The organism is Prevotella ihumii (assembly GCF_900155655.1).
Lineage (GTDB): Bacteria > Bacteroidota > Bacteroidia > Bacteroidales > Bacteroidaceae > Prevotella > Prevotella ihumii.
This window is the reverse complement of record NZ_LT706987.1, coordinates 1,167,360-1,194,107: the sequence shown is the minus strand read 5'-3', so window position 1 is coordinate 1,194,107 and position 26,748 is coordinate 1,167,360. Positions and strand designations below refer to the sequence as shown.

Genomic DNA, 26,748 nt, shown 5'->3' with positions numbered 1-26,748 from the left:
TCTAACACAAAAGTACTAATTTCTTTTAAAATAATTGTTTTTTCTTCCATTTTCTTTTGGCGATTTGTATAAAAATAACTAACTTAGACGTCAAGAAGTGGTAAGCTAAGCCTTATCGCCATGAAATAGAAACATTGAATACTAACAACTTAAATCTATCGTGGTATGAGAGTATATCAAACAAACGAAATTAAGAACATTGCCCTTGTTGGCAGTGCGGGTAGTGGCAAGACTACTCTTGCCGAAAGTATGTTATTTGAAGCTGGTATTATCAAGCGTCGCGGAAGCGTAGAAGCTAAAAATACCGTTAGTGACTATTTCCCAGTAGAACACGAATACGGCTACTCAGTATTCTCTACTATTTTTCATGTGGAGTGGAATAATAAGAAATTAAATATCATTGATTGCCCGGGAAGTGATGACTTTGTGGGTGGTGCTATTACGGCTTTGAACGTGACAGACCAAGCTGTGTTGCTCATCAATGGACAGTATGGCCCTGAAGTAGGTACGCAAAACAATTTTAGATACACTCAAAAATTGAAGAAACCTGTAATCTTCTTGGTCAATCAATTAGACTCTGAAAAGTGCGACTTTGATAACCTTATGAGCAGTATGAAGGAAATATACGGCTCTAAATGTGTTCAGATACAATATCCTATTGCAACAGGTCCTGAATTTAACAGCTTGATTGACGTTTTGTTGATGAAGAAATATACGTGGAAACCTGAAGGTGGTGTGCCAACCATTGAGGATATTCCTGCTGAAGAAATGGATAAAGCAATGGAATTGCACAAGATTTTGGTGGAAGCAGCAGCCGAAAACGATGAAACATTGATGGAGAAGTTCTTCGAGTCGGAGACACTCTCTGAAGACGAGATGCGTGAAGGTATTCGCAAGGGGCTTGTGGCTCGTAATATTTTCCCTGTATTCTGTGTTTGTGCAGGTAAGGATATGGGTGTGCGTCGCTTGATGGAGTTTTTGGGTAATGTAGTTCCTTTCGTTGACGAAATGGATAAGGTGCACAATACACGTGGCGAAGAAGTACAGCCTGATGCAAATGGCCCACAATCTGTTTATTTCTTTAAGACGGCTGTTGAGCCTCACATTGGCGAAGTGAGCTATTTCAAAGTAATGAGCGGTAGTGTGAAGGTGGGCGACGACCTTACCAATGCTGATCGTGGTTCGAAGGAACGTATCGGACAACTCTTTGCTTGTGCAGGAGCTAATCGCATTCCTGTAGACCAATTGAACGCAGGCGATATAGGTTGTACTGTGAAACTAAAGGATGTAAAAACAGGTAATACGTTGAATGGAAAGGGTGTAGAGCAGCACTTCGATTTCATAAAATATCCTAACTCAAAATATACACGTGCTATAGAGGCAGTAAACTCTGGTGAGACAGAAAAGTTGATGGCGGCTTTATTGAAGATGCGCCAAGAAGACCCAACGTGGGTAGTAGAGCAGAGTAAGGAACTCCGCCAGACTATTGTCCACGGACAGGGAGAATTCCACCTACGCACTTTGAAATGGAGATTGGAAAACAACGAAAAACTTCAGACCAACTATAAGGAAGCTCGCATACCTTATCGTGAAACCATTACAAAGCAAGCAAAGGCTGAATATCGTCATAAGAAGCAGAGTGGAGGTGCTGGTCAGTTTGGTGAAGTACATCTCATCATTGAGCCATACGCAGAGGGAATGCCCGATCCTACAACCTATAAGTTTAATGGTCAGGAGTTTAAGATGAACATCAAGGGCAAAGAAGAGAAAGATATGCCTTGGGGTGGTAAACTCGTCTTTATCAATTCTGTAGTAGGTGGTGCTATCGATACTCGCTTTATGCCTGCAATCTTGAAAGGTGTGATGGATTGTATGGAGCGTGGACCATTAACAGGAAGTTATGCACGTGATGTGCGTGTTATCGTTTACGATGGTAAGATGCACCCTGTAGACTCTAATGAACTTTCGTTCACACTTGCTGCCCGTCACGCTTTTGCAGATGCCTTTAAGCAGGCTGGTCCTAAGATTTTGGAACCTATTTACGACTTGGAAGTTTATGTCCCTGATGATTACCTTGGCGATGTAATGAGCGATTTGCAGGGTCGCCGTGCAATGATTATGGGTATGGACTCTGAAGCTGGTTATCAAAAATTGCAAGCTAAGATTCCATTGAAGGAACTTTCTAATTATAGCATTGCACTTAGCTCACTAACAGGTGGACGTGCAAGCTTCACAACTAAGTTTGCAAGCTACGAACTCGTACCTAACGACCTTCAACAACAGCTTATTGCTGACCACGAGGCTGAAGCTAAGGAGGAGGAAGAATAGGGTATTGATGATTGCCTATAGGGAGTATTATTTCCGCTCTCTTAGGCAATCTTTACAAAGGTACATACGGAAAGAAAGCAAAATTCAACGAAGATGTAACAAAGGTGTTGCATCTTCGTTTTTTGTTTACATTTTCTGGTGGTTATTAAGCCCAAATCAGCTGCAACGACGGAGAAAAACATAACATCTGAACGCTTTAAAAAGCCTTTGCGGGCTAATGACCAATTTGGGTTAAATGGTTATAAAAGGCATTGCATTCTAATGAGTTATATGTATTAAAGAGATAGTTGTAATTTGTTTATATGAAAGAAAAAGTCTCCTTATTCAAAAAATGATTTGAATAAGGAGACTTCTTTCTGTGTTTTCAGATATTTGTTCGACTGCTGAACTATTGTTTGTGATTTACTTGAATTTCTCAAGAAAAGAGTCGGCTTGGGTATTGCCAAGTTCTTTTGCTTTGGTTATACTCTTTATCCCCTCTGTTTTTCGATTGCTTTGACATTGTGCTATACCTAAGATGAGGTAGGCTTCAGCATAGTCAGGTTTTAAGATAATAGCTTGAGTTGCAGCGGTCATAGCTTCATCAAACTTGTTTACTCTTAACAATAGACTACCTGCTTCGGCACAATACATTGGCTCATTAGGGGCAAGGCGTGAGGCAATAAGGATGTCTTGTAGTGCTTGTTGCCATAGTTTTCCTTTTACTTCGCATTGTTCACGCATATAATAAAAGTTTGCATCTAAGCGTCCAAGATTAAAGTATTCGTAAGTATAGTAATCTTGCATTGCCTTGCGGTATTGCCCCATCTTGTCAAGCTGTTGCGCACGGGCAAGGAAGTAAGGAGCGGAAGTTTGCACGTATGGTGTGTCGCACAAGGCAATACTTTGGTTAAGTTTTTCTAATATTTCTTCATCACTGCGGTTAAGCTGTTGAAGACTTTGAGCCATTTCAAGATATAGTTCAGGGTTCTTCATATCGGTTTTGGTCAGTGCCTCAAAGCTGTCGTAAGCCTTTTGGTATTCACCCTTTGAATAAACAATCTGAGCTTGGAGGTGCTTGTAAATGTTTTCAGGCTTTGTATTATATGCCTGTTCTGCTATACTCATCGCCTTGTCTAATGACCAGTCTAAGGCTTTTGCCTTGTCGTTTAAAGAAGGATTAAGACTTGATAAGTAGATTGTGCGCGCATAATTGTAGTATGCCATATCTTTCTTATCTACCTTACTGATAGCCTCTTTTAAGGTCTTGTCGGCTGCGGCTAAATCGCCTTTTGCAATGTAAGCATTGGCAAGGGCGTTGTATCCATTGTTATCTTTTGGGAACTTTGTTATAAACTCGTTTATCGTTCCTTGATGTATCTTTTCGGTCTTATCGTTTGATAGCATCAGTGCAATTAATGCCTCGTCTATGTTGTCGGGCAATCCTATACGAATATTTGTTTGTCGAAGTGTAAGGTCGTTTTGTGAAAGTCCTGTAAGCTTAAACTCCTTGCTATAAGCCGCGTCGGTGCTACTTTGCAGTGTTCCTGCAATGTTGTAGATACCAATGAGTTGCCCTTTATTATTTACAACGGCTGCTCCTACTTGTTTCTCGGTAGCCGAAGACGACAGAACGCAATAATTGTATTGGTTCATAAATTTTTCTACCTTGCTTGTAGTAGCCTGAATAGGTGCATTTGTTTTTGCAGGTGTTATAATCCACGAAGGCGAATCGGGGGTTATGGTAGTTGCAAAAGGAAGTGAAGATGTTGCAGTGTTGATTTTTAACTTTGCAATGTCGTATATCTCGTTTGCACCTAAGATAGCTTCTACTTCGTATTTTTGCCCCTTATTGTCAATGATTACGGCACGGTCAGCTCCAACAAATGGTTTCCAAGTGGTTACTCCTACGCCATTGTTGCTGATGAATGCTCCATTGGAAGTTGCAAGAATACTGCCATCGGCTTTGAAAGTTGTCAATGTAAAGGTAGCATTGACTGCCTTTTTAACTGCTGCCGACTGTGCAAAAATTGCAGTTGCATTTAAGAATAAGGCAAGTGTAAATATGATTTGGATAGTCTTTTTCATCTTTGTTGCTTGTTATGTCTTTGATAATTAAACCTTTAAAAGTTCACGAGCGTTTTGCAAAGCTGCATCTGATATATCTGAGCCTGAGAGCATTTGTGCAATTTCGGTAATGCGTTCGTTTTGCGTAAGCTCACGCAACTGGCTTGTTGTGCCGCTTTCGGTATCACGTTTTTCAACCTTGTAATGCGATGTTCCCAAAGCTGCAATCTGTGGGAGGTGGGTAATGGAAATGACTTGTCGATTGTTTTCTCCCATTTCTTGCATAATGCGAGCCATCTGTTCTGCAATTTTTCCGCTTACACCTGTGTCTATTTCGTCAAAAATGATGGTTGGCAATTTTACAGTACAGCTTATCATAGCCTTGAGCGAAAGCATTACGCGAGCTATTTCACCGCCTGATGCCACTTGTGCAATAGGTTGTACAGGGCTATTCTTATTTGCTGAGAAAAGGAATTGTACCTTATTATTACCGTCTATCGCAAAAGGCTTTTCAATGAATTGTACATCAAATTGAACATTGGGAATACCCATCGGAACTAAGCGTTGGTGTATTTCTTCTTGGATTTTCTTTGCAGATTTTGTACGTGTCTTCGTAAGTATATCTGCTTGTTTTTTACATTCTTCCAAGTGTTTAGCCAATTCTGCTTCAAGTTCTTTTACCTCCTCATCGCTATTGTCAATGCTTTGAAGTTGCTTTTTCAACTGCTCTTGAATATCTAATAATTCAGTGATACTTGTTATGTGGAACTTTTGTTCTAAATGATATATTTTGTCTAATTGCTCGTTGATGCGGTCTAAGCGGTTAGGATCAAATTCTATATCTGCTGTTGCAGCACTTACTTCTTCTGCTATATCTTTTATTTCTATATAGGCAGAGTTTAGTCTTTCGCTTACTTCAGCTGCTTTAGGATAGAGTGGGGCGATGTTTGACAATGTTTCTGAAGCTATTTTGAGTCGTCTAACCACTCCTGCATCTTCATCATTCAGGGCATTATCAGCGTCAAACAATGAAGACTTTATATCCTCTGCGTGTGATAAAGTTTTGCTTTCTGCCTCTAATTCTTCTTGTTGGTTTTCTTGAAGATTAGCATTTGACAACTCATCAAACTGAAAACGCATAAACTCTTCATTCTGAATATTCTCTGCGATTTGCTTCTTGCGTGTTTCAAGCTTTTTCTCTGTGTTTTTATAAGTATTGTAAGCCTTTCTATAAGCGGATAACTCTTTGCTGTTTTGAGCAATAATATCAATTACATTGAGCTGAAAATCTTCTTTTTGAAGCAATAAGTTTTGATGCTGCGAGTGTATATCCACTAATTGTTCGCCTAAAGTTCGCATCTGTGTGAGCGATACAGGCGTGTCGTTGATAAATGCTCTCGATTTGCCATTATCGCTTATCTCACGGCGAAGTATGGTTTCTTCGGCATCAAAATCAATATTATTTTCAGTAAAAAAGTTCTCAAAATCATACTTTGCAAGGTTGAACTTGGCTTCGATTATGCATTTCTTTTCGCCTTGTTTTATCTGTTTGCTATCAGCTCTGTTGCCCAATAGCAAGCCGATAGCACCAAGAATGATACTCTTACCTGCACCTGTTTCACCGCTAATTACCGAAAAGCCTTTGTGAAAATCGATGTCTAACTTATCAATCAGTGTGAAGTTCTTGATATAAAGATGCTTTAGCATAGGTTATTGTTTGATTTTATCCCACGAGTTATTTTGACTTGCATTGATATTAAAAAGAATGTCGTACACGGTTTCTTTTTCTTTTTGTGTACCTTTCTTATAATATATATTAGCCAGTTCGTCTTTTTTATAGTCTGTCCAGATTTGTGGCAGCATACTCAATGGCTTGTCTTGGTGTGCCTTCTTTAGATGGGTTTCCAAGGCTGTTGTAATGTTAGTTCTACCTCGTTCAGGACTATTTGCCATCTCGTCCAACCCTGTGCGATAATAATCATATTGCAATTGGCGAAAAGGCTTCATAGCTCCGTCTAAGTAATCATTGATGATGGCAAATCTATTCTTAGAGTTTTCAAATGCTTTCCAACCTGTGAAGTTAAGGTTTTGCGCACTGTTGGTAAGGTTCATACAACGTTGCAGAATGTCTTCTCCTCCCATTGGAGCAAATGAATCTAAGTCTAAGCCAATGATGAGATAGGCATAATAACCAAAGAGAGCTGTGAGTTGATTATCAATATTTTCTTCGTTAAACTCCAATTGGTCGAACTGTGCGAACATGAAGTTGAAGTCGTTGTCCTGATTATTGTATAATGTGGTGGTATAAGCAGCGTTATATACAGGTCGATTAGCCTGTATCAATGCTGTACACGTAAATGCGTTATTGCTTGGGTCGTATTGCTTTACTGTAATATTAAAATTACAAACAATGCGTTCATTCTTTTGGAACTTCAAGTTAGTCCATTGCTTCTCATTAACAAACTGTTGTAAAGTCTGTTCAAGATTTTCAAAGACGGAATTATCTGTGCCTTGAATTTGATTATGATTAATTTTTATTTTTGCTTGCAATTCTTGCGCAATACATTCATTGCTAAAGAATAGCAGCCAGCTCATCAATAATGTCACGAGCCACTTCGCATTTGTTTTTCTTCTCATAATCCTTCTTTCCTTTCTTTGAAATAATACTAATCTGATTGTCGTCAGATTGGAATGTCGTTCCTTGCACTCTTGTAGAATTGAGTACAATAAAATCGGCATTCTTTTTTTCTAATTTATGTTTTGCATTGCTTTCTTCATCATTTGTTTCCAATGCAAAGGCTACTATTCTTTGATTTGGCTGTTTTGTTTTGCCCAATGTAGCTGCAATATCTTGCGTTGGCTGCAAGTCAATAACGAGGTTGTCTTTTCCTCTTTTAATCTTTGTGTCTGAATATTCTTGTGGTTTAAAATCAGCCACTGCAGCGCAAAGTATTGTTGCATCGGTAGATGGAAAGGCTGTTGTAGCGGCATCGTACATCTGTTGGCAACTTTCTACATTAATACGTTTGATGCCTTCAGAGCAATTTAAGTGTACAGGACCTGCAACTAATGTTACCTCAGCACCTCTTTTATAACATTCTTCTGCCAATGCAAACCCCATCTTGCCTGACGAATAGTTGCCTATAAAACGTACAGGGTCTATCTTTTCGTATGTAGGACCAGCAGTTATTAATACTTTTTTACCTTCTAAGTCGTTTCTTTTTGATGTATTTTCGCCGAAGAACTGTTCTAATGCAGCCACAATGTTTTCAGGCTCTTCCATACGCCCTTTACCATCAAGACCACTTGCTAAGAACCCGCTTGTAGGCTCTATGATATGATTTCCCCTCTTCTTTAGGGTTTCAAGATTTTCTTGTGTAGAAGCGTGCTTGTACATATCTAAGTCCATTGCAGGTGCAATAAATACAGGTGCTTTCATCGACAAGTAAGTTGTGATAAGCATATTATCGGCTATGCCGTGACACATCTTTCCCAAACTTGCAGCTGTACAAGGCGCAATAAGCATAGCATCTGCCCAAAGTCCGAGGTCAACGTGTGAGTGCCACGTGCCGTCACGTTGTGAAAAGAAATCGCTTATTACAGGCTTGTGCGTTAGTGCAGAGAGTGTAATAGGCGTGATAAATTCCTTACCAGCAGGGGTTATTACCACCTGAACTTCAGCTCCGTGCTTAATAAGTTGACGAATGATAAAGCAACTTTTATATGCAGCAATAGAGCCTGTAATGCCAAGAACGATTTTCTTTCCTTTGAGCATATTATTATCGGTTATTAAATTCGCGTAGACGAATACGTGTAAGCACTTGTTTTGTATTGTATGTAAAGTCGTTAGAGAGTATCCAACTATAGAAGCCTGGGTCTTTGCGCAATACTTCTGCCACATCCCACCCTTTATATTTACCAAAGTTGAACACCTCGTGACGGCGAGGCTTATTATCCTCATCTAAGAGCACATTGCCTTCCTTGTCTGTAAGATTTTTCCAAATGATACGACCTGCAAAATCTACAAAGTCGTTCATTTTCGAAAACTCTGCTAATTCGGCAATATCATTTTTCAGTACTCTTTCAGGGTCGTTTTGATTATCTTCCGAGTACATTGCTATTTGTCCTTGCAGGACTCTCCACGTTGCTTCTGTGTCTTCATCTGCCTTGTGTGCTGTGAAATCATCTTCCATTTTTCGTCCACAATAAAACTCGTATGCAGCAGCAAGATTACGTTTTTCCATTTTGTGGAAAATATTCTGTGCATCAATGAGTTTGCTTTTGGCAAAATCAAAGTCTACACCTGCACGTAAAAATTCTTCTGCTAACATAGGCACATCAAAACGATTAGAATTGAAGCCTGCAAAGTCGCAACCAGTAAATATCTCTGCTAATTCCTTTGCTTTTTCTTTGAAAGTAGGTGCATTTGCCACATCATCGTTGGTAATGCCTGTAAGCTCTTCTACTTCCTGTGGAATTTCCTTTTCAGGGTCTATAAAAAAATTGCCTCTTTCTTCTTTACCGTCCGTATTCACTTTTATATATGAAATTTGTATGATACGGTCTTTCACAAGGTCAAGCCCTGTTGTTTCAAGATCGAAGATTACGAGAGGTTTTGTAAGATTTAATTGCATTTATCCTAAGCGTATTAAAAAGTCAGATATTTATATTTTTGTACCTCTGTGATACATTGATTATTTTACAAAGTAGAGACGATGCACGCATCGTCTCTACCATATTTAAATAAAATAATATTGGCTTAATCGTTCAAAAGCATTGGCATAATAAGCATCAATATTTGCTCATTTTCAGGCTGCTCCATTGGTATGATGATACCAGCACGTGATGGGTCTGCCAACTGAATGTTTACCTCATCGCTCTGAAGATTATTTAATATCTCCAACATACTTGAGCCCTTGAAACCAATGCTCATAGGGTTGCCTTCGTAGCCACAGATAGTACTTTCTTTGGCGCTTGTAGAGAAGTCTAAATCTTCTGCATTGAGTTCCAACAATCCATTGTCTACACGGAAACGAATGAGTTGTGAAGAGTCGCTTGCAAAAGGTAATACACGGCGTATAGAACCGATGAGCGACTTTCTATCGATTGTAATTTGGTTTGGATTGTTTTCAGGAATTACACTGTTATAGTTAGGGAATTTACCTTCAATCAAGCGGCAAACGATGTTGCCTTCAGCGAATGAAATTTCAGTCGAACGATTATCGAAACGAATTACCACATCGCTACCATCCTTTGCTAATGCACCTTTCAACAATGTTGCAGGCTTCTTAGGAAGAATAAATGCTGAAGGAACTTCGCTCTTGATAGCATAATTGCGATTTCTCACCAGCTTATGTCCGTCGGTAGCAACAATAGCCAAGTGGTCGGTTGTGAGGTCGAAATAGATACCATTCATTACTGGACGAAGCTCATCTTGTGCAGTCGCAAAAATCGAACGTGAAATACTTTCAGCCAATATGTCTGATGCTATTGTAATGGTTGTGGCATTGTCGCTAACAGGCTGTGTCTTAGGATATTCTTCAGCATTTACAATAGGAAAATTGAACGAACCGTTTTGGTATGAGACATAAATCTTGTGTTCATCTAAGTTTACATCCATCGTTAATGGTTGTTCAGGCAATTCCTTTACAGCATCAAGGATGTTATGATTGTTCACAGCAAATGCGCCTTCGCCTTCAGCATTATCAAGGTTGAGCGTAGTTTGCATCACGTTTTCGCTATCCGATGCAGTTACAACAAGCTGTCCATTTTTAATCTCAAAAAGGAAGCAATCCAATATTTGCAGAGAGTTCTTGCTGTTAATTACGCGTGAAAGCGATAGTAATCTACTGCTCAAAGCAGTGCTTGAAATTGTAAATCTCATTAGTATCCTATTTTATTTTAGTTATTATTCATTTTTATGAAAACTTGCGTGTTAAGACGTATCTTATACAAGTTCTACTCATTGACGTACAAAAATACAAAAAAGCCGTGTGAAAAACAAAAATTAAGAGTAAAAGTTTTTGTTTTTAGAACTATTTTAGTAATTTCGCAAAAGTATTAGAAAAACAATATATAAATTATAGTTATATAAACGTAATATGGATTTACAAGGAAGAGTTATTGCAGTGTTAGAACCACGTGAAGGTACATCGGCTCGTGGTCCGTGGAAATCACAGGAGTATGTAATCGAAACCCACGACCAATATCCAAAGAAGATGGTATTCAATATCTTTGGTGCTGATCGTATCGACCAGTTTGCTATTAAGGCTGGTGAAGAAATTTTGGTAAGCTTCGATATTGATGCCCACGAATACAATGGTCGTTGGTTTAATAATGTTCGTGCGTGGAATATTCAGCGTGTTGACGCTGCTGCAGCTGCAGCGGGTAGTCCTATTCCAACTGCTGCTCCACAGCCTGCTCCTGCTACTCCAAGCGCAGGCAGTCAAGCCCCATTCCCTCCTGCAACAGAGGAAGCTGCTGACGATTTACCATTCTAAAAGAATAGGAAAAGTAGAACATAACTTTAGAGGTGTATCAAGCAATTGGCGCACCTCTTTTTTATCTGTATAATTTAGAAATAGAAAAAAGTGCAACTTAATGTGCTAAGTTACACTTTTTTATTTTTACTTTAACCCAAATCGGTCATTAGAACAGTTTAGGGCTTGTCTATCTATTTACCGAAACTTATGAGATGTCTTTTTGCCTTATTTTGGCTTTATTTTGCTTATATCTGCAGTTACATAGCCCGCTATGCTCCTTTGATATATGCAAAATAAATCACAAAATAAGCTCAAAAAATACATTCTCATTCTAACGACCGATTTGGGTTTAATTTGTTTACATCTTTGGAGGATTTTGCTTTTCACGTTCTGTTAAAAAGCCGTGACGATAAGCATAAAGCAACTCTTCTAAAGCTTCTATTTGAAGTTTCAGTTCAGTACCCTTATCCATATCTGCCACCTTCAGTCGGCGTTGGTTTAGCTCTACAATCTTTGTAGTGCCCATAATGTCAATACCACGTTTTATAGCGTCTTCTTGCGATGCAAAAGGCTCGTGTTGTACGAGTTCAAAACCACGTGAGTGATATACAAGGGTGTAACCTGCAATACCTGTCTCCTTGTGATAAGCTTGCGAGAAACCACCATCTATCACCATCAGTTTTCCACCTCCCTTAATTGGACTTTCTCCCTTGTTTACGTGTACAGGCACGTGCCCATTAATGATGTGTCCATTGGTAGAACTTAATCCAAACTCATTCAAAATCATATCTGCAGTTTCTTCCTTGTCACGGAACTTAAAGTAGAAGCCTTTTTCTTCGTGATGGGTTTCTTTTTCTTTTATAAAGTAACGCTCAAAGGTTGTCATCATAGCCTTGTCGAACAGTGGACTATTAGGGCCACACCAAAGATACATAAAGTAGTCTATTGCGTACTCTTTCTCCTTCATCTTTTCGGGCTCTATTTGAGGTTGGAAGGCACAACGAATTATCATTCCCACCTTGTGCAGCAAGTCTTTACCCTTTGCAAAATTGCCTGGACAGATTTCTACTTCCTTCAATGTACCATCTTCGTTCAATGGAATAGAAGCGTGATAGAGCAAGTTGTTGTTGCAAACTTGGTACATACAGCCGTGACGGAGTTGCAGTAAGATGTGTTTGCGTAGTTTTTCGCTTACTGTAAACGAATGGTGGAGTTTCTCCATCAATGCCTCTTCTACAGGTGTAAGCACTTCAGGATTTTTAGGGTCTACTGTAGGGAAATTGCACGAGGTGAGTTTATACTCTGTTCCGCCAATCTTCATTGTACCTTTTTTGTAGTCTATCATTTCATAGCTCAAGCGATTTTCCATCTTCCAATGAGGATATTTCTTTATCATCTGAGCCTCCAACTTGAATTGGATAATGCTGATAGCCTTGTGCATACGTGCAATGAGCTGCAAACTCTTGTCGTCTATTGAATCGGGCTGTGTAACCTTTGGCATAAATTCCTTACAAGGGTCTTTGCCATATACGTCCATTGCAAATGTTGCCAACTGCATTAGGTTAATTCCATAACCGTCCTCTATGGTATCCATATTGTCGTAACGCAACGCAATACGAATAACATTACAAATACAAGGTTTGTTTCCTGCACAAGCGCCCATCCACAAAATGTCGTGATTACCCCAAGTGATGTCCCACGTGTGATAGTTCTTTAGAATGTCCATTACGACGTGTGCGCCCGGCCCACGGTCGTAAATATCGCCAAGAATATGTAGATGGTCGATGGTGAGACGCTGAATAACGTTGCTAATAGCGATAATAAAGTCGTCTGCTCTACCTGTTGAAATAATGGTAGAGATGATGGCACTTACATAGTCGGTCTTGTCTTTATCATTCGAACTGCTTTCGTGCAACAATTCTTGAATGATGTATTGGAAATCTACAGGCAACGATTTGCGGACCTTAGAGCGAGTGTATTTGCTTGAAACATCACGACAGATACGCACCAATTGGTGAATAGCAATGTGATACCAGTCTTCTAATTCTTTTTCTTGCTGCTTCACCAATTCCAATTTCTGCTCTGGATAGTAGATGAGAGTGCAGAGATCACGTTTCTCCGACTCGCGTAGTGTGTCACCAAAGAGCTCGTTTACCTTTCTTTTAATGTTACCTGAAGCATTTTTCAGCACGTGTTGGAACGCTTCGTGTTCGCCGTGAATATCTGCCAAGAAGTGTTCTGTACCTTTTGGCAAATTTAAGATAGCTTGCAAGTTAATGATTTCTGTACTTGCTTCAGCGATAGTTGGGAACGATTGCGAAAGTAATTGTAAGTAGCGTTCGTCCTTTTTTAAATCGTAAGGTCTGTTCGTCATAGCTTTAATTTGTTACTAATTATTTGATTTAGTACCTATTTTTATTAATCAATTTATTGATGAATAGTCTGGTCTTTTTGTCATTTAATGGCGTAAAGGGCATATAGCCTTCTTCTAAGTAGAGATTTTGAGCAAATACGTGGAGCAGTCTTCTTGCAAACTTGGTCAGTCGCATTTGTTTCAATACCTCTTCTATTTTGTCTTCGTCGTAGTCCTTATATCTCATTTGGGTGTAGATATTGGATAGGTGGCGTAGACTTATTTTTTGTTGTTTTATCAGCTGTTGGGCGTTGGCTATCATTAGCGTAAGCCCTTTCATCAAGTTGTCTTCCTTGTTTGCTGCATCCTCTATGCGACTTCGGCTGAAATAGTTGGTCGATAACGACTTTGTTTGTTCTATATCGCCTTCTGCTTTAGGCATCTTGGGGTTGTAGCGAATGATGTCTGCCGTATTGATATAGGGTACATCAAGTTGAAGGCGTTCTATAGCTGTATCTATATATTCGCGTACAAACTCATCATCGGCACACAACAGAATACGCTGCCATTCCACGGGTGTAAGTTTGCGAAGTTGCAATATAGCTTCGCTTGGCAGCAAGGGGCGTTTACCATCGGTTTGTTGTAAACCTACACTAAGCAAACTGAAAAGACATTTCACCTCGTTCTCGCTCATATAAATGCGATAGCGCGTGTCTATCACTTTGGTGTAGATGAGCAACATTTGGCGTACCATCGTCTCGTTGGAAATACTGCTATTGAGCATACTTGCGGGAGCTACATCAATGCGTTTATTCCACCCTAAGGCTTTTAGTGTGACTTTTTCTTCTTGCGTAGTTACAATGATGCTATCCACAAGGGTTATCATTTGGCGTTGGTAACATAGCGTGCGAAGCTTTTTGCGCAATGGTTGTTCGGTCTTCATTATCAGTGGAGACAATCCCCAATGAGGCGAAAACACTACTGCACAGCCTTGTTTTTTAGCTGCTTTGGCACATAGAAACGCATTATAGTTCCAACAAGTATGAATGTGGACGATATTGGGCTTAGCGTCCAACATCGCCTGTTTAAAGTCGGCACGCCCTCTTACGACCTTTACTTCCACGTTTTCTTTCCGTTGATTGGAAATCAGCGTGTTAAGGTAGTCGGAAAGGAGGTCTCCTTTTTCAAACTTGTGTGTATAATGTAATATCGTCATTTACAATTTATGAGAAATAAAATCGTATTTGTCAGCTCGCCAATAGCGTATCTTATAGCTAAGGTTTTGCCAAATCAGTCGCATCTCAAGTGGAATAATTTTCCACGCTGGCACATCTATATCGAAGCTATTAAGTGCCTTTTTACCCATACTTATGCGCAATGCAAGTGTGATTACGAGCGATAGGGCTGCAGCTGCGGTTATTATCCAATTTTGTGTCAATACCCCATAGGTTATTGCGCCAACTATCATTAGGTAGTTTAGGTGCATTGCCCATTGGTCTACGTTGAACCACGCACGGTGCGCCCAACTCCGTTGTAGGTGTTGTCGGTTCTCCATATAGAAGAGGTGGTGGTTGAGCCAATGCTTCTTTATTGGTGTTTCTTCTATCAGTGTAGCTTCGGGTGTATTCTCTATGCGCATTGAGCCTTTACGGGCATATTTGTTCACTATAAAGTCGAACTCGCCACGTACATACTTCAAGTTGCCACGGAAGCCTTCGGCGTTTAAAAACTCGTCCTTTCGAAAGAGTAGGGCGTTGCCATTCCAACGATAGGCTGTACCCTTTTGCACTTCACGCATAAGATAGCAATCTGTATGGAAACGCTCAAAACGCCAAAAGTCTGATGCAAATTCATCGTATTGTGTAAATCCGCCTACGAGATTGTTTTCTGCTGTGCAGTTTTGGGCTAAAGCCGCCAACCAATCCTTGGATTGCGGTGCGCAAAATATGTCGCATATCATTACCCAATTGTGTTTAGCAGCTTTTACACCAAGGGTTATTGCCAACTTTTTCCTACTCATATATTTTGATGATTCGGGAATAAAGGTGGTGTATAGGCGTGTATTGCTGCTAAATCTTTTCAGTATATCCTCTGTTTCCGAGTCGCCTTTAGGTGCAACTACAATAATTTGATAGTCGGCGTAGTCTTGGGTGAGGAAAGCTTCTAAGTTTCGGGCAAGCGACTCTGCATCGTTATTGGGTGTGAAAACAATGGAGATGGGTGTGCATTTTTTCTCGTCCACTATCTTGTTTTCTGCAACCTCCTCTGCTTTTATGGCTTCGCTTTCTTCTTCCTCAATGGTTTCCTCCTCTGCTGTATAAGTTGCTGCTGAAAGTTTTGGTTTGCGGAAGAAAGGGTTTATAAAAGGTGTAAGCAGTGCCATTACAAGCAACACTGATACGATGATAATTGTGTATGTATCAATTACAAACATCTATTATGCTTTGATAGTTTTTTATCCCCTTTCGTTTTATTTAAATAGAGCTGCTGAAAGCGATTGCAAAGCCTCCTTCTTGTTTTCGCTCTTGATTAAGAACGATATGTTGAAGTTGCTTCCTCCATAGCTTATCATACGTACGGGAATGTTTTTAAGGGCATTGGTGGCTATGGTCTCAAAACCAACGTTGTGCCAATCCAAATCGCCTACTACACAAACGATGCACATCTCCTTGTCAATAGTAACCATTCCGTACATTTTTAGTTCGTCAACAATGTCTTCTAAATGGCTGCTATCCTCAATAGTCATTGACACACCCACCTCGCTGGTAGAAATCATATCAATAGAGGTTTGATAGCTTTCAAATATTTCGAACACCTTGCGCAAGAAACTTGTTGAACCTAACATACGGCTCGACTTCACTTTTATGGTTGTAATATTGTCTTTTGCCGAAATAGCCTTTATCTTCTTGGGTATTAAAACGTTATTGATGATAGTGCCTTCTGCCTCTGGTTCCATTGTATTTTTCAATCGAACAGGAATATCGGCATATTTTGCAGGTTGTATGCAAGTAGGGTGAAGAATTTTTGCACCAAAGTAAGCCAACTCTGAAGCTTCTTCAAAGTTGAGTTGTCGCACAGCCTCTGTATTATCTACAATACGTGGGTCGTTGTTGTGCATACCGTCTATATCTGTCCAAATCTGTATTTCTTCGGCTTCTAAGGCTGCACCTATAAGCGATGCAGTGTAGTCTGACCCTCCACGCTGTAGATTGTCCACTTCTCCGTAAGCATTCTTGCAGATAAAGCCTTGGGTAATATAGATCTGATAGGCCCCATTCTCTTTCATTATGACAGAGAGCTTCTCTTTTATAGAATGTAAGTCGGGTTCTGCATTCTTATCGGTGCGCATAAAGTCGAGTGCAGACAGTAGCTTTGCCTTGATACCCTTTTCGAGCAGATAGTTTACCACCATATTGGTAGAAAGCACTTCGCCTTGTGCTACAATGCTTTTCTCTTCAAATGATGTAAAGAGATCTTTGGTGAACGAGCGCAGATAGTTGAATTCGTCTTCTATCAGTTTGTTGGTCTTTTGCTTATACTCGTCGGTGGTGTAGAGCTCGTCTACGTGCGCATAATATTTTTGTTCTAAGGTGTTTATAACTTCGTTTGCACCTTCTTGATTTTTCTTGTATAGATAATCTGAAATCTCTACCAAACTATTGGTTGTGCCACTCATAGCCGAGAGGACTATAAATGTAGGTTCGCCTGATTTTGTAACAAGCGAAGCTACTTCCTTCATTCGTTCAGGAGAGCCGACGGAAGTTCCGCCAAATTTCATTACTTTCATAAGTCTTTCTCTAAAATGTTAGTTGTTTGCCGTTGCCGTTTCGTTGCTATCGTCTGCAAAGTCGAGTGGGCGAGCAATAGCTTCTATTTCTGCAGAGTCATCTTCTAAGTCGCTTGTATCTTCCTCGTTGGTTACTTGATGGAAATTGCCATCTTTGCAGCGGAACACTTTCCCTGGGAATTGTTCTAAGAGGTGAATATTGTGGGTTGACATAATAACGGCTGCACCGTATTCGCTTGCATTCTTTAATATGCGTACAATCATTGCAGCTGTTTCAGGGTCGAGGTTTCCTGTAGGCTCATCGGCTATGATTATCTTAGGTTGGTTGAGCAATGCACGCGCTATGGCAATACGTTGCTGTTCGCCTCCCGAAAGTTCGCTTGGCATTTTATCAACCTTGTCAAGCATATCTACATCAGTTAATACTTCACGAATGCGTTTTTGTATCGCATCGCTGTCTTTCCAATTGGTAGCCTTTAGCACAAACTCAAGATTTTTCTTTACGGTGCGGTCGTGCAAGAGTTGGAAATCCTGAAAGATAATACCCATTTGGCGACGCAAAGCAGGAATGTGTTTGCGCTTAATGTCAGCAATAGACATACCTAAAATCTCGGCTTTTTGTGCATCTTCTTTATCTACATCAAGTTCGCAATAAAAAGTCTTGAGCAACGAACTCTTACCCGAACCCACCTTACCGATGATATAAATAAATTCACCCTCTGCCACCTGAAAGTCTACATCTTTCAGAATTTGCTTGTCGTCTTGAAATATATTAACTTTGCAATAGTCTATTAACATCTTATCTAAATATGTTTGTTTCGTTATCAAGTTTTGAAGAGCTGTGAAACCTTTTTCAGCAACTCGTATATTTTTCGCAAAGATACTAAAACTTTTTCATTAAGGCTAAATATAAAAGGTATAATCTTTGAGGAGACTAACTTTTGTTGATATTTTTATCGAACAAATTGAGTGCTAACTTTCACATCTTAGGGCTACCTTTTATTGTTCTATTCTTCCTTGTTTGGCTCTTGCATAATGAAACATCGACCTATTGATTGCAAAACATTGATGTTTGGGGTTGTCAAAGTTCAACTTTGACAGTGTAAAACATATATGTATTGGGTGGTGAAACATATATGTTTTGGAACGGATTTGTAAATGCTTGTTAATCAGATGTTTATATTTGTCTATTGATAAGTCTTGGGTGTTTTCTACATTGTTCTATTTTTCTGTGATCGGATATTCGTTCAAAGTTTTTTGTGGGCATTTTTTTGAAGATATATAACCAATGTTTGACCCAAATCGGTCGTTAGACTTCTTCGAGATTTGCGAGCTTATTTTGAGCTATTTTTGGTTGTTTTTGAAGACGTTTAGCGAGCTAAACAACTGAAAAAACAAACGAAAAGAGCCAAAATAAGGTGCAAAGACGAAGAAAAGCATAACATCTAAACGCTTTAAAAAGCCTTTGCGGGCTAACGACCTCTAAGTTTGCAGAAGAATGCGACGCAGTCGCATAAACATTAAATAATCAAGGTAAAACTATGATTGCTAAAGACAGTTTCGTACCTTTGTTGTAAAAAGGTAGAATCGGTCTGTCGAAGAGGTAAACCAGCTAATGACCCAGCTAAAAGCTATAAATCGTTTCGGACCTCATCGACATAGTTGCAAAGACCAGATAGAAAGTTATCGACACGAAGCCTATTTAGAGTTCCAGTCCATACAACTATCGACCAATTCTACTTAATAAAATTGTACAAATATATGAAGAATTTATTTATCGGAGTTGATTTTTCGAAAGAAAAAGTTGATGTGGCTATCATTTTTGCAGACGGTCTGACAGAAACGGCCCCAAGAGTGTTCAACGAGTTCAAGACAACAGTGTCTGGCTACAAGCAACTGGTCAAGTGGGTGGAGAAGAATTCCTACGGCATCGACCCCTCCCTGTGGCTCTTCTGCGGTGAAAATACTGGCGACTACAGCAAAGGACTATGCAACTTCCTCTACGGCAAAGGCTACGACATGTGGCTTGAGAACGCCAAGAGCATCAAGGACGCATCAGGTCTCAGACGATTGAAGTCTGACCGCGCCGACGCCTCGATGATTGCAGAATACGCTATGAGAAATCACGACAAAGCCGTTATGTACGAGCCACTTAGCGAGTCACTTGCACAACTACGAGAGCTGTTTCTGTATCGTCAAATGGTGGTACGCCATAGATGCAGCTTTCAGGTGCGTAGAGGCGAGAAGAAGCTCACCATGGAGAAATCGCCTATCAAGACGATGATCTCGCAGAGCGGAAGGCATATCGTGTCAGAACTCAACAAGGAAGTTGCGAAGATAGACAAGCGAATCGCCGAGCTCATTAAGTCGGACGAAGAGCTCACCGAGGTGTTCACAATCGTGACCTCGGTGCCTGGCATAGGAACGCAGAACGCTGTCTGTCTGATGGTGTATACAGACAACTTCCGTCGTTTCAACTACGACTCGCGCAAGATTGCCTGCTATTACGGCTTAGCCCCATTCGGAAAAGACTCTGGCACCAGTGTGCATTCTGATCCGCATGTACATTATATGGCGAACCGCCAGATAAAGGCCATGCTGACACAAGCTGCACTGGCTGCCGTCAAATTCAATCCCGTTATGGCGAGGTACTATATGCGCCTCGTGGAACGAGGAAAGAAGAAGCAAGTTGCATTGAACAATGTCAAGAACAAACTTGTGCATTTGGTCACTGCAATGGTTAGAAACCGCCAAACATTCACCCCTGATTATAAAATCTCAGCATAAATTGAAAATAATGGTCAAAACATTTGGATTTTAACATAGAAAGCGATTTGGGTTCAAGAATAGAATAGGCAAGGAAGACTAAATCTAAGTGAGGTAATCGCATCACCTCTTATATATAGTGGCAGCAAAGAACAATTCTTTTTTGATGGCAAAAGCATTATAGTTGATAAATATTAATTATATGAAGAAAATATGTTAACTAAGTGAAATGATACTCATTTTATTAACTTTTAGTTGTTAATTATTTAAGAATTTATCCTATCTTTGCTTTCGTAAACAACAGAGACTATAAGTTTGGAAAAGTAAAACAATGAAATTCCAACTTTACTATAGATAAGAAAGTAAGATGAACAAGAAAACGATTTGGACAATTGCAGTAATAATGGGGCTGTCGTTTTTAGCCTTGCTTCTTTTGCAACTCAATTATATTGAGGAAATGGCTGAGATGAAGAAGGAACAGTTTGATGAGTCTGTAAATCGTGCACTCTATCAGGCTTCACGCAATATGGAGCTGAACGAAACATTGAGATACTTAGAACACGATGTAAATGCAAATGAACTGAAACCTGCAGAAAACGATACAGCAAAGCAAAAGAAAATGGCTGTAACGCATCAAGTTCCGACAGACAATGGTTCGAGTGATTCGTATCTTTCTTTTGAGTCTAAATTGATACAGAGCAACCCATCGCTCACCCCTAAAGCTTTGGTATTGAGAAACGATAGCAACTCTATTTCGGCTACTCGACGCAGAATGGAAGAGATGGTACGTAACCGTTATATGTATCAAAAAGCATTGCTTGAAGAAGTTGTATATAACATTCTATATTCAGCATCTGAAAAGCCTTTGAAACAGCGTATTAACTTTAAGTTGCTCGACCAAGACTTGAAAGCGGAAATGATGAACAATGGTATCAATATACCTTATCATTTCTCGGTGCAAACACAAGACGGACGCGAGGTATATAGATGTCCTGACTATGTGGAAGATGGAGAGGAAAGCAGCTACTCGCAAGTGTTGTTCCGCAACGACCCTCCTAATAGAATGGGGGTGGTGAAGGTACATTTCCCTGAAATGAATACCTATATTTTCTCAAGTGTGAGATTTATGATTCCGTCAATCATCTTCACAATTGTGCTTTTGGTGACATTTATCTTTACGATAGTAGTAATCTTCAGACAGAAACGCTACTCGGAAATAAAGAACGATTTCATCAATAATATGACACACGAACTGAAAACACCTATTGCAAGTATCTCGTTGGCAGCACAAATGCTGAATGATAAAAGCGTAACAAAGTCGCCAAAAATGTTGGAACATTTAGGTGGGGTAGTGAATGATGAAACAAAACGATTGCGCTTCTTGGTGGAAAAAGTACTCCAAATGAGTATGTACGAACAGAAGAAAGCAGTATTGAAAATGAAATCGGTAGACCTGAACGAAATGGTGGAGACCATTGCACATTCGTTCACACTGCGTGTAGAGCACACGGGGGGTAAGGTTTACACAGAGATAGAAGCAATAGATTCGAAGATGTATGTAGACGAAATGCACTTCCAAAACGTTATCTTCAATTTGCTTGACAATGCTGTAAAATATGCTAAACCCGACCAACCGCTCAACGTATATTTGAAAACATGGAATACAAATGACCACCTTTACTTAACAATACGTGACACGGGGCAGGGTATAAAGAAAGAAAACTTGAAGAAAATCTTTGAAAAATTCTATCGTGTACATACGGGTAACCGACACGATGTTAAGGGATTTGGATTGGGATTGGCATATGTAAAGCGAATGATAGACCTGCACGATGGCGAAATAAAGGTAGATAGTGAATACGGAAAGGGTACAAAGTTTACAATCATTCTACCCGTCATCTTGGAGGATTAGAATAAAGAAATAAGAACAAAAATAATAAATTTTAAAAACTATAAAGTTATGGACGAAAAATTCAAAATCTTGTTGTGTGAAGACGACGAGAATCTCGGAACACTATTGAGTGAATATTTACAGGCAAAGGAATACCACGCTGAACTTTGCCCAGATGGAGAAGCTGGCTATCGTGCGTTCTTGCACGAAAAGTTTGATATATGTGTATTGGACGTGATGATGCCAAAGAAAGATGGTTTTACACTTGCACAAGAAATTCGTCAAACAAACGCAGATATTCCAATTATCTTCTTGACAGCTAAGCAATTGAAAGAGGATATTCTTGCTGGTTTCAAAATTGGAGCTGACGACTATATTACAAAGCCATTCTCAATGGAAGAACTTGTATTCCGTATTGAGGCTATTCTTCGCCGTGTACGTGGCAAGAAGAGCAAAGAGTCTACTCTTTATCAAATTGGTAGATTTACATTCGATACACAAAAGCAGTTGCTTACATTGGATAACGACCCAAATCAAGCTACAAAACTTACAACTAAGGAGAATGAACTGCTTGCATTGCTCTGCTCTCACTCTAATGAAATCTTGCAACGCGACTATGCTTTGAAGACCATTTGGATTGATGATAACTATTTCAATGCTCGCTCTATGGACGTTTATATCACTAAGCTCCGTAAGCATTTGAAGTTGGATGAAAATATCGAAATTATTAATATTCACGGTAAGGGTTATAAACTCATCGTACCTGAAGAAGATTAATAATTAGTTATTATAGGTTGATAATTTCAGTTTATACAATTTAGCAGTCTCTCTCTCTTAAAATTAATATAGGCAATAGCTCATTTGCAGTAGCTTTTAATTGCCATTATAAATGCTAAATAGATAAACATAAAAAACCGCTATGGAAAAGATTTATTTTTCCATAGCGGTTCTTTTGATTTAATATCTGCATAGGTTTATACAATAATAGTCCGATAAACTATTTTGAAAAATTATTTATTTAAACACTGAAGTATTTATTTTTATTACTTCAATTTTTTGTGTAACTTTCTTATAGCTTTATTTCTTATTTGGCGAACTCTCTCTCTTTTAATGCCCATCATTTCTGCTATTTCAGCCATAGTGTGTACTTCGCCTTCACGTAAGCCATAAATTAAAGTGACAATCTTGCGTTCACGAGCATCAAGAATATCCATTCCACGAAGTATTTCAGCACCAAGTATCTGCTTGTTAAGGCTTTCGTCAGCGTGTGGAGCATTCTCGTTTTCTATTACGGTTTGGAGCGTAAAACTGCTATTGCTGCCTACTGGGCGTGGCTGGTCTATGGATACTGGGCGTGATTGACGGTCTGTTGATTTTGTGCGCTCACCTGTTGGAACTTTAAATATTTGTGTGTTTTCACGAATAGCTTCTTCCATTGCACGGCGAATGTAGATTGCTGCAAAGCTAACAAAGCGTGTACCTTTGGTTGCATCAAACTTTTGTGCGGCATACATCATACCGATATTCCCTTCGGAGATAAGGTCGTCTTCGTCAATACCACGATTTTTATACTGATGAGCTAATGATACAACAAACTTGAGGTTGGCTTTAGTAAGTTGTTCTAAGGCTTTTGCATCGCCAATCTTTATTCTTTCAGCTAATTCTGCTTCTTCTTTATCAGTTAAGATGCGTTCGTTAGCAATCTCTTCTATGTATTTTTCGTTTGCAGCCATATATTCGTTTTGTTTAGTTGAATAATGATTTTTCCTATTTTTAAATATTAGAAAGGCATTTCCAAATCATCATTGTTGTGTGTTAGATGTTGCTTTGCAATGGGTGTGAGTTTTGGAAAATCTTTTGGAAGTGTATTAGAAGGATACAACTCTCCCAATACTTCCGTACATTCTTCAATATTTTTATGCAATGCAATCACCAATATTTCTTTGTATTCGTCCATTTTGCCAAGCTCAAAACAGCATCGTGCAAAGTAAGCATAACCAAGGTTCCATTCGGAAGGCATTTGTGGAAGATATGTACTAAAGAGATTATAGGCGTACTGCATATATCCATTATCGAATACAGACATCGCTATATGAACTAAGGTCGTGGGTTTATCTTGCGAAATACGTATAGCTTCTTTATAATATCTGTATGCCTCTGGAACTTCATTAAGCAAGAGATAAATGTGGCCAATGGTCACACAGATTACATTATTATCCTTGCTGGTTGTTGCTTCCTTGTACCTTAGATAATATTTTAGTGCTTCTTTGTAATTGCCAAGACTAAAAAGTCCGTTTGCTTTATTGAGCAATGCTTCCTCATCTTCAGGATTTATGGCAATAGAATATTCACTTGACGTGATTGATTCTTCAAATTTGTTGCGTAGAAATTGATTATTGGCAAGGTAATTCCAATAAATTCCCGAATAAGGGTTGTTGTCTAAGAGTTCATTGAATATTATTTCGCTTTCCTCATATTTGCCTTGTCCTTTTAAAATTCTGCCTTTAAGCTCTTTATAATCATTGTTATTAGTGTCTTTGCAGTATTTTAAAAATTGAGCAGCATAATCTATTTCATCGTAATCAGCAAAAAGGATACCTGCATCAAGTGCAAAACTATTCCGTTCATCTTCATCTATATTTGCCATTTGTTCTTGTAGAAGAAGGAAAGCTTGGTCAGCTTGATCTTTCACAATGTGTATTTCGGCTATGAGATAAAAATATTCAAAGTCCGATTTATCAATGATCTGCTCTGCCAACTTTTCAGCCTTCTTTGGGTTATCTTCTACGAATAATGCCAAGCGAGCACTGAAAGCGAGTGGAGAAGTAGCTTCAGGGAAAATATTAAGTGCATAGGTAGCCACTTCGTATGCCTCTTCTTCTTTTCCTATAAGATGATAATATTCAGCGACATCAGTCAGTTCCTCTGCATCGAGGAAACTGCTGGTGTCGTTGTTTTTAGATGCTTCATATTGTTGAAGTATCTTTTGGAACTTTTCTGATTTATAGTAACTATCCAATTGTGTAAAAGATAGATTTTTTATTATAGGTATCAGAAAATTCTGTTACCTTTATTTCTTGTTTTGCTCCTTAGCCCAAGTGTCCTTTAAGCCTACCGTCTTGTTAAAGATAAGCTTATCCGATGTTGTATCAGGGTCGAGCATAAAGTAGCCTGTGCGTTGGAATTGTAAGTAATCACCTGGCTTTTTCTCTGCAAGGTATTTTTCTACATAACAATTCTTATGTACCTTGAGACTTTCAGGATTGAGCAATTCACGGAAGTTACGCTCATCTGCTGAAGGGTTTTCTATGCAGAATAAGCGGTCGTATTCTCTCACTTCAGCTTCCAAACAGTGGTCTGCACTTACCCAATGAAGCGTTCCTTTCACCTTACGGTTTGCTCCTTCCATTCCACTCTTGCTTGTTGGGTCGTATTCTGCTTGAATTTCTATAATGTTGCCTTCTGCATCTTTCGTGCAACCCGTACACATTACTATATATGCACTCTTCAGTCTCACTTCTTTGCCTGGCGACATACGGAAGAACTTTTTAGGTGCATCTTCCATAAAGTCGGCTCGTTCTATCCACAAATTCTTAGAGAAAGTAATGGTGTGCGAACCATCTGCCTCGTTTTCAGGATTATTGATGGACTCCATCTCTTCTGTTTGTCCTTCTGGATAGTTGGTTATTACCAATTTTACAGGGTCAAGCACAGCACTTACACGTGTAGCTTTCTTGTTTAAATCGTCACGTACTGCAGCTTCTAAGAGTGCAACGTCGTTCAAGGCATCAAACTTTGTATAACCAATAGAGCGAATAAACGCACGGATAGATTCAGGTGAATAGCCACGACGACGCATACCACAAATTGTAGGCATACGAGGGTCGTCCCATCCATTAACAAACTTTTCGTCAACAAGTGTGTGCAATTTACGTTTCGACATTACAGTATAAGTAAGGTTCAATCGGTTGAACTCAATCTGTCGTGGACGGTTATCGTTCAATATATCAGCTGTATTGTCTTTTTCTTTAAGGAAGTCGATAAACAAATCGTACAATGGACGATGAGGTACAAACTCAAGTGTACAGATAGAGTGGGTTACGCCTTCGAAGTAATCGCTTTGTCCGTGTGCGAAATCGTACATTGGATAGCAGTTCCACTTTGTACCTGTGCGATGGTGTGGGGTGTGAATGATGCGATACATAATAGGGTCGCGGAAGTGCATATTCGCATTTGTCATATCTATTTTTGCACGGAGCACCATACTTCCCTCTACTGCCTCAAGCGTATTCATCTGTTCGAATAATTTCAAACTTTCTTCTATTGGGCGATTACGATAAGGCGAAGCTACACCAGCTTCAGTTGGTGTACCCTTTTGTTTCGCAATTGTTTCCGAATCTTGTTCGTCTACATACGCTTTACCTTTCTTAATCATCCATACTGCAAACTCCCAAAGGCGTTCAAAGTAGTCGCTGGCATAATAGATATTTCCCCATTTGAAGCCCAACCAACTGATGTCGTGAAGAATATTCTCTACGTATTCGTTCTTTTCTTTGCTTGGGTTGGTGTCGTCAAAGCGTAAGTTGCAAACGCCATTATACTTTTCAGCCACCCCAAAGTCCATACAAATAGCCTTTGCGTGTCCGATGTGTAGGTAGCCATTAGGTTCTGGCGGAAAGCGTGTTTGTATCCTGCCACCATTTTTACCTTCAGCTAAATCCTCTTCTATCAATTGTTCTACAAAGCTCAAGCTGCGCTTCTCTTCGTTTGTGTTATTGTCTATTGTATTCATACGTTTTTAATTTTTCAGTGCAAAGATATTGCAAATGCAGACAAGAAAATACACTTTCGTGTTGCCAAATTTGGCCATATCTTTTGCAAAGGTAACTATTTTTTCTCGTTATGCAATATATTTATTGTTTATTAATGTGGGTATATCGTTTCTAAAAGTTCAATATTTTACTTAAACATTGATAATATGAATAATACTTGAAAAATAATTGATAAAAAGTTTGGAGGGTAAATAAAATTAATATATCTTTGCACCCGTTATCCTGAATACAATCTTTTTACCTTAAATGACTAATACCTATTG

General features: G+C 39.3%; 19 protein-coding genes. 5 read left to right on the top strand and 14 right to left on the bottom strand.

All coding sequences use genetic code 11. The features are described 5' to 3' along the window. Window positions 1-165 precede the first annotated feature (165 nt). Window positions 166-2,328, top strand: a complete 2,163-nt coding sequence (locus CZ367_RS05630) for an elongation factor G (protein WP_077195978.1) — start codon at window positions 166-168, stop codon at window positions 2,326-2,328. A 402-nt stretch (window positions 2,329-2,730) separates the two neighbouring features. On the opposite strand, the gene CZ367_RS05625 is transcribed toward CZ367_RS05630, so the two are convergent. The 6 genes from CZ367_RS05625 to dnaN all read right to left on the bottom strand — a co-directional run bounded on the left by CZ367_RS05625 (window position 2,731) and on the right by dnaN (window position 10,258). After that, window positions 2,731-4,395 (bottom strand): tetratricopeptide repeat protein, encoded by a 1,665-nt coding sequence (locus tag CZ367_RS05625; protein WP_077195977.1) that lies wholly within the window; start codon window positions 4,393-4,395, stop codon window positions 2,731-2,733. A gap of 27 nt (window positions 4,396-4,422) precedes the next feature. Next, window positions 4,423-6,081, bottom strand: a complete 1,659-nt coding sequence (gene recN, locus CZ367_RS05620) for a DNA repair protein RecN (protein WP_077195976.1) — start codon at window positions 6,079-6,081, stop codon at window positions 4,423-4,425. A 3-nt stretch (window positions 6,082-6,084) separates the two neighbouring features. After that, on the bottom strand, window positions 6,085-6,969 hold the full coding sequence (gene porD, locus CZ367_RS05615; RefSeq protein WP_077195975.1) for a type IX secretion system protein PorD: 885 nt from the start codon (window positions 6,967-6,969) through the stop codon (window positions 6,085-6,087). Further along, a complete protein-coding gene (coaBC, locus tag CZ367_RS05610) occupies window positions 6,947-8,149 on the bottom strand; it encodes a bifunctional phosphopantothenoylcysteine decarboxylase/phosphopantothenate--cysteine ligase CoaBC (RefSeq protein WP_077195974.1) in 1,203 nt (400 codons plus the stop codon). The genes porD and coaBC overlap by 23 nt, the downstream gene beginning before the upstream one ends. A gap of 4 nt (window positions 8,150-8,153) precedes the next feature. After that, a complete protein-coding gene (locus CZ367_RS05605; protein WP_077195973.1) occupies window positions 8,154-9,008 on the bottom strand; it encodes a 3'-5' exonuclease in 855 nt (284 codons plus the stop codon). Window positions 9,009-9,133: 125 nt separating this feature from the next. Continuing rightward, the gene (gene dnaN, locus CZ367_RS05600; protein WP_077195972.1) at window positions 9,134-10,258 is read right to left on the bottom strand and encodes a DNA polymerase III subunit beta; all 1,125 of its coding nucleotides are present in this window, start codon (window positions 10,256-10,258) and stop codon (window positions 9,134-9,136) included. Between the two features lie 217 nt (window positions 10,259-10,475). Between dnaN and CZ367_RS05595 the strand changes: the two genes are divergently transcribed. Beyond that, complete coding sequence (locus CZ367_RS05595) at window positions 10,476-10,874, top strand: DUF3127 domain-containing protein (RefSeq protein ID WP_077195971.1); 399 nt, start codon at window positions 10,476-10,478, stop codon at window positions 10,872-10,874. Window positions 10,875-11,214: 340 nt separating this feature from the next. On the opposite strand, the gene CZ367_RS05590 is transcribed toward CZ367_RS05595, so the two are convergent. The 5 genes from CZ367_RS05590 to CZ367_RS05570 are packed head-to-tail and all read right to left on the bottom strand — an operon-like array spanning window position 11,215 to window position 17,794. Continuing rightward, entirely contained in the window at window positions 11,215-13,230 is a 2,016-nt protein-coding gene (locus CZ367_RS05590; RefSeq protein ID WP_077195970.1) for a fructose-1,6-bisphosphatase, read from the bottom strand. A 28-nt stretch (window positions 13,231-13,258) separates the two neighbouring features. Further along, window positions 13,259-14,425, bottom strand: a complete 1,167-nt coding sequence (locus CZ367_RS05585) for a glycosyltransferase (RefSeq protein WP_077195969.1) — start codon at window positions 14,423-14,425, stop codon at window positions 13,259-13,261. Beyond that, window positions 14,426-15,643, bottom strand: a complete 1,218-nt coding sequence (locus tag CZ367_RS05580) for a glycosyltransferase (protein WP_077195968.1) — start codon at window positions 15,641-15,643, stop codon at window positions 14,426-14,428. Between the two features lie 36 nt (window positions 15,644-15,679). Further along, complete coding sequence (locus CZ367_RS05575; protein WP_077195967.1) at window positions 15,680-16,996, bottom strand: aspartate kinase; 1,317 nt, start codon at window positions 16,994-16,996, stop codon at window positions 15,680-15,682. 18 nt (window positions 16,997-17,014) lie between these two features. After that, window positions 17,015-17,794: a cell division ATP-binding protein FtsE gene (locus CZ367_RS05570; protein WP_077195966.1), complete on the bottom strand. Its 780-nt coding sequence runs from the start codon at window positions 17,792-17,794 to the stop codon at window positions 17,015-17,017. Between the two features lie 963 nt (window positions 17,795-18,757). Between CZ367_RS05570 and CZ367_RS05565 the strand changes: the two genes are divergently transcribed. The 3 genes from CZ367_RS05565 (at window position 18,758) to rprY (ending at window position 22,430) form a co-directional block, all read left to right on the top strand. Further along, on the top strand, window positions 18,758-19,783 hold the full coding sequence (locus CZ367_RS05565) for an IS110 family RNA-guided transposase (RefSeq protein ID WP_077195509.1): 1,026 nt from the start codon (window positions 18,758-18,760) through the stop codon (window positions 19,781-19,783). 346 nt (window positions 19,784-20,129) lie between these two features. Then, complete coding sequence (locus CZ367_RS05560; protein ID WP_077195965.1) at window positions 20,130-21,674, top strand: sensor histidine kinase; 1,545 nt, start codon at window positions 20,130-20,132, stop codon at window positions 21,672-21,674. Between the two features lie 48 nt (window positions 21,675-21,722). After that, window positions 21,723-22,430, top strand: a complete 708-nt coding sequence (rprY, locus tag CZ367_RS05555; RefSeq protein WP_077195964.1) for a response regulator transcription factor RprY — start codon at window positions 21,723-21,725, stop codon at window positions 22,428-22,430. Window positions 22,431-22,696: 266 nt separating this feature from the next. Here rprY and CZ367_RS05550 read toward each other — a convergent pair whose 3' ends face one another. Genes CZ367_RS05550 through CZ367_RS05540 form a run of 3 tightly spaced genes read right to left on the bottom strand, consistent with a single transcriptional unit; the run spans window position 22,697 to window position 26,445 of the window. Next, window positions 22,697-23,386, bottom strand: a complete 690-nt coding sequence (locus CZ367_RS05550) for a sigma-70 family RNA polymerase sigma factor (protein WP_077195963.1) — start codon at window positions 23,384-23,386, stop codon at window positions 22,697-22,699. Between the two features lie 47 nt (window positions 23,387-23,433). Then, the gene (locus CZ367_RS05545; protein WP_077195962.1) at window positions 23,434-24,672 is read right to left on the bottom strand and encodes a tetratricopeptide repeat protein; all 1,239 of its coding nucleotides are present in this window, start codon (window positions 24,670-24,672) and stop codon (window positions 23,434-23,436) included. Between the two features lie 51 nt (window positions 24,673-24,723). Next, the gene (locus CZ367_RS05540) at window positions 24,724-26,445 is read right to left on the bottom strand and encodes a glutamine--tRNA ligase/YqeY domain fusion protein (protein WP_077195961.1); all 1,722 of its coding nucleotides are present in this window, start codon (window positions 26,443-26,445) and stop codon (window positions 24,724-24,726) included. Window positions 26,446-26,748: the final 303 nt, after the last annotated feature.

Excerpts from the sequence above, each read along its gene's own strand:
- CZ367_RS05630 (WP_077195978.1), top strand. The coding sequence starts at position 166 with ATGAGAGTATATCAAACAAACGAAATTAAGAACATTGCCCTTGTTGGC.
- CZ367_RS05625 (WP_077195977.1), bottom strand. The coding sequence starts at position 4,395 with ATGAAAAAGACTATCCAAATCATATTTACACTTGCCTTATTCTTAAAT.
- recN (WP_077195976.1), bottom strand. The coding sequence starts at position 6,081 with ATGCTAAAGCATCTTTATATCAAGAACTTCACACTGATTGATAAGTTA.
- porD (WP_077195975.1), bottom strand. The coding sequence starts at position 6,969 with ATGAGCTGGCTGCTATTCTTTAGCAATGAATGTATTGCGCAAGAATTG.
- coaBC (WP_077195974.1), bottom strand. The coding sequence starts at position 8,149 with ATGCTCAAAGGAAAGAAAATCGTTCTTGGCATTACAGGCTCTATTGCT.
- CZ367_RS05605 (WP_077195973.1), bottom strand. The coding sequence starts at position 9,008 with ATGCAATTAAATCTTACAAAACCTCTCGTAATCTTCGATCTTGAAACA.
- dnaN (WP_077195972.1), bottom strand. The coding sequence starts at position 10,258 with ATGAGATTTACAATTTCAAGCACTGCTTTGAGCAGTAGATTACTATCG.
- CZ367_RS05595 (WP_077195971.1), top strand. The coding sequence starts at position 10,476 with ATGGATTTACAAGGAAGAGTTATTGCAGTGTTAGAACCACGTGAAGGT.
- CZ367_RS05590 (WP_077195970.1), bottom strand. The coding sequence starts at position 13,230 with ATGACGAACAGACCTTACGATTTAAAAAAGGACGAACGCTACTTACAA.
- CZ367_RS05585 (WP_077195969.1), bottom strand. The coding sequence starts at position 14,425 with ATGACGATATTACATTATACACACAAGTTTGAAAAAGGAGACCTCCTT.
- CZ367_RS05580 (WP_077195968.1), bottom strand. The coding sequence starts at position 15,643 with ATGTTTGTAATTGATACATACACAATTATCATCGTATCAGTGTTGCTT.
- CZ367_RS05575 (WP_077195967.1), bottom strand. The coding sequence starts at position 16,996 with ATGAAAGTAATGAAATTTGGCGGAACTTCCGTCGGCTCTCCTGAACGA.
- CZ367_RS05570 (WP_077195966.1), bottom strand. The coding sequence starts at position 17,794 with ATGTTAATAGACTATTGCAAAGTTAATATATTTCAAGACGACAAGCAA.
- CZ367_RS05565 (WP_077195509.1), top strand. The coding sequence starts at position 18,758 with ATGAAGAATTTATTTATCGGAGTTGATTTTTCGAAAGAAAAAGTTGAT.
- CZ367_RS05560 (WP_077195965.1), top strand. The coding sequence starts at position 20,130 with ATGAACAAGAAAACGATTTGGACAATTGCAGTAATAATGGGGCTGTCG.
- rprY (WP_077195964.1), top strand. The coding sequence starts at position 21,723 with ATGGACGAAAAATTCAAAATCTTGTTGTGTGAAGACGACGAGAATCTC.
- CZ367_RS05550 (WP_077195963.1), bottom strand. The coding sequence starts at position 23,386 with ATGGCTGCAAACGAAAAATACATAGAAGAGATTGCTAACGAACGCATC.
- CZ367_RS05540 (WP_077195961.1), bottom strand. The coding sequence starts at position 26,445 with ATGAATACAATAGACAATAACACAAACGAAGAGAAGCGCAGCTTGAGC.